This is a genomic window from Streptomyces sp. B6B3, from assembly GCF_039871525.1.
Lineage (GTDB): Bacteria > Actinomycetota > Actinomycetes > Streptomycetales > Streptomycetaceae > Streptomyces.
In genome coordinates this window covers 1-6,626 of sequence record NZ_JBDPLU010000054.1, presented here as the reverse complement: position 1 = coordinate 6,626, position 6,626 = coordinate 1, and the positions used below count along the sequence as shown (strand labels likewise).

Annotated in this window: 3 protein-coding genes; all 3 read left to right on the top strand. The window is 68.5% G+C overall.

Going from position 1 to position 6,626, the window contains the following annotated elements; all coding sequences use genetic code 11:
* A partial coding sequence (locus ABGB06_RS39270; protein WP_347600499.1) for a non-ribosomal peptide synthetase occupies positions 1–1,544 on the top strand: 1,544 nt, incomplete at its 5' end.
* Positions 1,466–2,923 carry a condensation domain-containing protein gene (locus tag ABGB06_RS39265; protein WP_347600497.1) on the top strand — a complete coding sequence of 486 codons (1,458 nt, stop codon included), beginning with the start codon at positions 1,466–1,468 and terminating at the stop codon, positions 2,921–2,923. The genes ABGB06_RS39270 and ABGB06_RS39265, both read left to right, overlap by 79 nt.
* Positions 2,924–6,626, top strand: a 3,703-nt coding sequence (locus tag ABGB06_RS39260; protein WP_347600494.1) for an amino acid adenylation domain-containing protein, incomplete at its 3' end; no start/stop codon positions are given. It abuts the gene before it with no gap.

Here is a 6,626-nt window from a genome sequence, read left to right as displayed (position 1 = left end):
ACGTCGAACGCGGCGGATCACTGACGCCGGCCAGTGGCTTCTACCTGATGTACACCTCGGGCTCCACCGGCACCCCGAAGGGCGTGCTGACACCGCACAGTGCCGTGACAGCGCTCGCCGCCGACACCGCCTGGGCGCCCTTCGCGGCCGGCCGCACCCTCTTCCACGCCCCCCACACCTTCGACGCCTCCACCCTCGAAATCTGGATCCCCCTCCTCAACGGCGGCACCACCGTCATCGCCCCACCCCAACCCATCGACACCACCACCCTCCCCCACCTCGTCGCGACCCACCGCCTGGACGCCGTTCACCTCACGGCGGGCCTTTTCCGCGTCATCGCCGAGGAGGAACCGACGGCCCTCGCCGGCCTCCCACACCTACTCACCGGCGGCGACACCGTCCCCACCCACGCCATCACGAGCGTTCAAGCGGCATGCCCCCGCCTCAACATCCACCACCTCTACGGGCCCACCGAAACGACGCTCTGCGCCACCACCCACACCCTCACCCCCGACAACACCGAGGACATCCCCACCCCCCTCCCCCTCGGCCGGCCCCGCGACGGCATGCGCGTCTACGTCCTAGACGACCAGCTGCGCCCCGCCCCGCCCGGAGTGGTCGGGGAGCTCTACCTCGCCGGCAACGGCCTCGCCCACGGCTACCTCGACCAACCCCACACCACCGCCGAACGCTTCACCCCCGACCCCCACACGGCCACGCCGGGGGCACGGATGTACCGCACCGGCGACCTCGCCCGCCTCAGCCCTCGCGGTCATCTGCAATTCCTGGGACGCAACGACCACCAGATCAAAATCCGCGGCCACCGCATCGAACCCGCGGAAATCGAAAACACCCTCACCAACCACCCCCACATCCAAAACGCCACCATCCAACCCCACCACCCGACTGCGGACACCACCCAACTCATCGCCTACCTCACCCCCACCCACCCCAAAAATCCGCCCACCACCACGGAGATCCAAGCCCACCTAACCGCTCACCTCCCCGACTACATGCACCCCACCCACCTCATCACCCTCCCCCACCTCCCCCTCACCCCCAACGGCAAAATCGACACCACCCAACTCCCCCCACCCGAAAGAGAAACAACGAACCACGAATTCGCTCAGCCGCGGACACCGCACGAGGAGATACTCCACCAACTGTTCACCGAAATCCTCAACCAACCCGACATCAGCACCCACGACAGCTTCTTCGCCCTCGGCGGCGACAGCATCATGTCCCTCCAACTCGTCGCCCGCGCCCGCACCGCCGGCGCCCACCTCACCACCACCGACGTCTTCCAACACAAAACCATCCACGCCCTCGCCACCCACACCACCTGGACCACCCCCCCCCCCCCCCCCCAAAAACCCCCCCCCCCCCCCACCCCCCCCCCCCCCCCCCCACCACCCCAAACACCCCCACCCACCCCGACCACGGCCCTCTCCCCCTCACCCCCGTCATGCACGAACTCCACCAACGGGGGGCGCCGATCGAGGGCCTGCATCAGTCGGTGGTCGTCTGGGCGCCATCCGAGTTGACCCTGAACGGTCTGACCGCGGCGCTCCAGGCCCTACTCGACCAGCACGCCGCTCTGCGGATCCGGTTGCAGCGCGACGGCTCGTCGGACTGGTCGTTGGAGATACTCCCGCCCGGAAGCGTCCGCGCCGATGCGTTGGTCCGCCGAGTGGACATCGCGGCGGTGGCTGACTGCGAGGTCGCCGACGTCCTGCGGAGGGAGACCTCGTCAGCGGTCTCCGCGCTGAGGCCCGAGGCGGGACTCATGCTCCAGGTCGTCTGGTGCGACGCCGGGGAGCGGGCTCTCGGACGGTTGCTGTTGGTGGCGCATCACCTCTCGGTCGACGGCGTTTCGTGGCGCATCATGACGGCCGATCTCGCCTCTGCCTGGGCGGACGTGGTGATGGGGAGGGAGCCCGCGCTGGCGCCCGTTGGAACGTCCTTCCGAAGCTGGGCAACGGCCCTCGACGCGGCCGCCCACGATCCGGAACGTACGGCGGAACTGGCCCTGTGGCAGAAGACGCTGAAGTCGCCCAGCCCGCTAAGCCCGCCGACACGCACCCACGAAACGGCGTCAGCGGCCGGCGTGCGCCGAACCGTCCTGCCGAAGGACACCACCAGGGACCTGATCACCGCGGTGACCGAGGCGTTCCACGCGGACATGAACGACGTCCTGCTCACCGCCCTGGGCCTCGCGGTCGCCGACTGGCGACGGGAGCAGGGCCAGGCCGTGCCCGGGTACAACCACGTCCTCGTCGACCTGGAGAGGCACGGTCGGGAAGAGCAGGTGGTGCCCGGCTCCGACCTCTCCAGGACGGTGGGTTGGTTCACCAGCATGCACCCCGTCCGCCTCAACCTCGGGAACGTCGACTGGCGCGACGTCTGGGCCGGCGGGCCGGAGATCGGTCGCGTGCTGAAGAACGTCAAGGAGCAGGTGCGGGACGTTCCCGACCACGGCATCGGCTACGGACTGCTTCGCTATCTCGACGAGGAAACCGGCCAAGCTCTCGCGGAACTTCCCACCCCGCCGATAGTGCTCAACTACCTGGGCCGGACGCCCACCGCCGAATCGGCGCGCCCAACGGCCTGGACCGTCGTCCCGGACGAGGGCGACGGAAACTCCGGACACGAGACCGATCGGGTGTCACGAACGATTGAGATCGACGCCCTCGTCCGGAACACGGCGGACGGTCCCGAAATGGTGGCCTACTGGGCGTTCGATCGCGGCCTCATCTCCGACGCGGCGGTACGTCGAATCATCGACGGCTGGCTGAGGGCCCTCACAGCTCTGGTGACGTGCACAAAGGAGAGCAACGCGGGAGGGCGCACACCGTCCGACCTCGACCTGATTTCCCTGACGCAAGAGGACATCGAGAACCTGGAGATGGAGTGGGGGCTCTGAATGGCTAAGAAGTCGGGACTGGCGGATGTGTGGCCGCTGTCGCCCATGCAGCGGGGCATGGTCTTCCACTCCATGTACGACCAGGAGGCGCCGGACGTCTACCGGGGACAGGTCGTTTTCGAACTGCACGGGGAACTCGACGTCGACGCGTTGACGGCCAGCATGCAGGGTCTGCTGCGGCGGCATCCCAACCTGCGGGCGGCGTTCCGCACGTCCTCCTCCGGGGAGCCGGTGCAGCTCATCCCACGCGAGGTGGAGGTGCCCTGCGAGCAGGTCGATCTCCGCGGGCTGCCGGCGGAGGAAGAGGCCCAGCGCCTCGCGGACGTGCTGGACCAGGACTGGGAGAAGCGCTTCGACCTCGCGACGCCTCCGTTGCTGAGGCTGACCACCATCCGTCTCGGACAGCAACGGTCCCGCATCGCCCTGACGCTGCACCACATCCTGTCGGACGGCTGGTCCACCTCCATCCTCGCCAACGAGCTGCTTGAGCTGTACCAGCGAGGTGGCGACGACACCTCCCTCCCTCCGGTCACCCCGTACCGCTCCTATCTCGCGTGGCTCGCCCGCCAGGACCAGGACGCCGCGCACGCCGCCTGGCAGGAGGCGCTGGACGGCGCGGAGCCCACTCTCGTCGCACCCGCAGAGAGCGCACGCGCCGCGGTGGACCCGCAGGAGGTCCGGGTGACGTTGCCCAGTGACCTCGTCAGCGCCCTCGAGGAGTACGGCCGGAAACACGGAGTGACGCCCAACACGATCTTTCGCGGAGCATGGGCGCTGTTACTCGGACGGCTGACGGGCCGCGACGACGTCGTCTTCGGTGGCACGACCGCTGGGCGACCGACTGACATACCGGGCGTCGAATCCATGGTGGGACTGTTCATCAACACCGTTCCCGTCCGGGCCAGATGGGACGGCGACGAGCACTTCCAGGACCTGCTCCAGCGCATTCAGGAGACCCAGGTGGATCTCCTCCCGCACGAGTACCTCAACCTCGCCGTCATCCAGAACCTGGTCGGCACGGGCCAGCTCTTCGACACCCTTCTGGTCTTCCAGAACTACCCCGCCGACGCCCTCAGCCTGCACGGCCCAACGGAACGGCGAGTAGGCAACGACGTCATCCTCACCGGGATGGGTGGAAGGGACGCCACCCACTATCCGCTGACGCTGACCGCGATGCCTGATCGGTTCCGGCTGAGCTACCGGCCGGACCTGTTCGACCGGTCCACGGCGGAGCGGCTGACCGAGCGGCTGATACGGGTGCTGCGGCAGGTGGCGGCGGATGACGGGCGGCGGGTCGAGGACTTCGACCTGCTGCTGGAGGGCGAACGCGACTGGCTACTCGGCGAGGTAGCCGTCGGCGACGTGCCCGCCGATTCGGCTTCGACGGCGGTGGAGGCGTTCGCCGCCCAGGTCGCCGCACGACCGGACGCGACCGCGGTCATCGCGGGCGAGAACTCCTGGACCTACGCCGAACTCGACGCCCGCACCAACAGGCTCGCCCGCCACCTGCTCGGCCTCGGCTTGGCCCCAGGCGACCGAGCCGCCGTCGCACTCCCCCGCAGCCCCGACCTGATCGAGACATTCCTCGCCGTCACCAAGACCGGCGCCACCTTCGTCCCCATCGACACCAGCCACCCCCCCAGCCGCATCAAGCACCTACTGACCGACAGCAACCCCACCCTCCTCATCACCACCAGCGACTTCCAACCCCCAACCCATCCCGCCACCCAGGTGCTGCTGGACGATCCGGAGACGGCGAAGGAGGTCGCCGGGCGGCCGTCCACCCCCGTCGATGACACCGAACGCGGCGGATCACTGACGCCGGCCAGTGGCTTCTACCTGATGTACACCTCGGGCTCCACCGGCACCCCGAAGGGCGTGCTGACCCCGCACAGTGCCGTGACAGCGCTCGCCGCCGACACCACCTGGGCACCGTTCGCTGGTGGCCGCACCCTCTTCCACGCCCCCCACACCTTCGACGCCTCCACCCTCGAAATCTGGATCCCACTCCTCAACGGCGGCACCACCGTCGTCGCCCCACCACAGGCCATCGACACCACCACCCTCCCCGAACTCATCCGGACACAAGGGCTGGACGCGGTCCACCTCACCGCCGGGCTCTTCCGCGTCATCGCCGAGGAAGACCCCACCGCTCTCGCCGGCCTCCCACACCTACTCACCGGCGGCGACACCGTCCCCACCCACGCCATCACGAGCGTTCAAGCGGCATGCCCCCGCCTCAACATCCACCACCTCTACGGCCCCACCGAGACCACCCTCTGCGCCACCACCCACACCCTCACCCCCGACCACCCAGACGACATCCCCAACCCCCTCCCCCTCGGACGGCCCCGCGACGGCATGCGCGTCTACGTCCTCGACCACCGCCTCCAACCCGTCCCACCCGGGGTGACCGGCGAGCTCTACCTCGCCGGCAACGGCCTCGCCCACGGCTACCTCGACCAACCCCACACCACCGCCGAACGCTTCACCCCCGACCCCCACACCACCACGCCCGGGGCACGGATGTACCGCACCGGCGACCTCGCCCGCCACACCCCCCAAGGCCACCTCCAATTCCTCGGCCGCAACGACCACCAAATCAAAATCCGCGGCCACCGCATCGAACCCGCAGAAATCGAGAATGTCCTCACCAACCACCCCCACATCCAAAGCGCCACTGTCCAGCCCTACCACCCAACTGCGGACACCACTCAACTCATCGCCTACCTCACCCCCACCCACCCCGAGAATCCGCTCGTCATCGCGGAGATCGAAGCTCACCTAGCGGCGCATCTCCCCGACTACATGCACCCAACCCACCTCATCACCCTCCCCCACCTCCCCCTCACCCCCAACGGAAAAATCGACACCACCCAACTCCCCCCACCCGAAAGAGAAACCACGAACGGCGAATTCACTCAACCGCGGACACCGCACGAGGAGATACTGCACCAGCTCTACACCGACGTCCTCAACCAACCCAACATCAGCACCCACGACAGCTTCTTCACCCTCGGCGGCGACTCCCTCCAGGCCACTCGGCTGATCAGCCGCATCCACACCGCCACCGGCACCCACATCCCGATCCGAGACCTCTTCCAACACCCCACCATCCACGCCCTCGCCACCCACACGACCTGGACCACCGGCGCCGCCCGGCCCGCGCTACTGCCCACACCCCCACGCCCGGACCGCCCACCGCTGTCCCACGGACAGCAGCGCATGTGGTTCCTCCACCACCACGAGGGCCCCAACCCCGCCAACAACATCCCCCACGCCACCCGCCTCCACGGCCCCCTCAACACCGGCGCCCTCCAGGCCGCCCTTCACGACGTCGCCCGGCGCCACGAAATACTCCGCACCCTCTACCGCGACAACAACGGCGTCCCCTACCAACACATCCTGAGCCCGGGCGACCCCGAAGCTCTGCCAGGCCTAAGCGTCCTGCCGACCACCACGGCCACCCTGGACACGTATCTCGCCGCCACGCTCCACCAGGGCTTCGACATCGAGAACGAGCTTCCCTGGCGCGCAACGCTGCATCGGATCAGCCCGACGGACCATGTCCTCGTTCTCGTCGTCCACCACATCGCCGCCGACGGCTGGTCCATGGGCGTCCTCCTCCAGGACCTCTCCACCGCCTACACCGCACGCCACAACGGCAACACCCCCGACTGGGCTCCCCTCCCCCTCCAGTACG